The following is a 249-nucleotide window of genomic DNA, read 5'->3' as shown; positions in this document are numbered from 1 at the left end:
CCACAAGAATTTCAGATGGACCGGCAATCATATCAATACCAACAGCACCAAAAACCATGCGTTTAGCAGTTGCCACATAAATATTGCCAGGACCTACAATCTTATCAACTTTTGGTACCGTTTCCGTGCCGTAAGCCAATGCGGCAACAGCTTGCGCACCGCCCACAGTAATCACACGATCAACCCCTGCCACATGCGCAGCGGTTAACACGATATCATTTACTTCACCGTCCGGTGTCGGTACGACCA

1 protein-coding gene is annotated in these 249 nt (G+C 49.0%); it reads right to left on the bottom strand.

The features are described from left to right. Positions 1 to 249 (bottom strand): histidinol dehydrogenase (locus tag A3774_RS16200; RefSeq protein WP_197468098.1); only part of this gene is annotated, 249 nt, incomplete at both ends.

The sequence above is a fragment of the Neptuniibacter marinus genome (genome assembly GCF_001597725.1).
GTDB classification, from domain to species: Bacteria; Pseudomonadota; Gammaproteobacteria; order Pseudomonadales; family Balneatricaceae; genus Neptuniibacter; species Neptuniibacter marinus.
The sequence above is the reverse complement of the archived record's forward strand: the minus strand, read 5'-3'. Positions and strand labels throughout refer to the sequence as shown.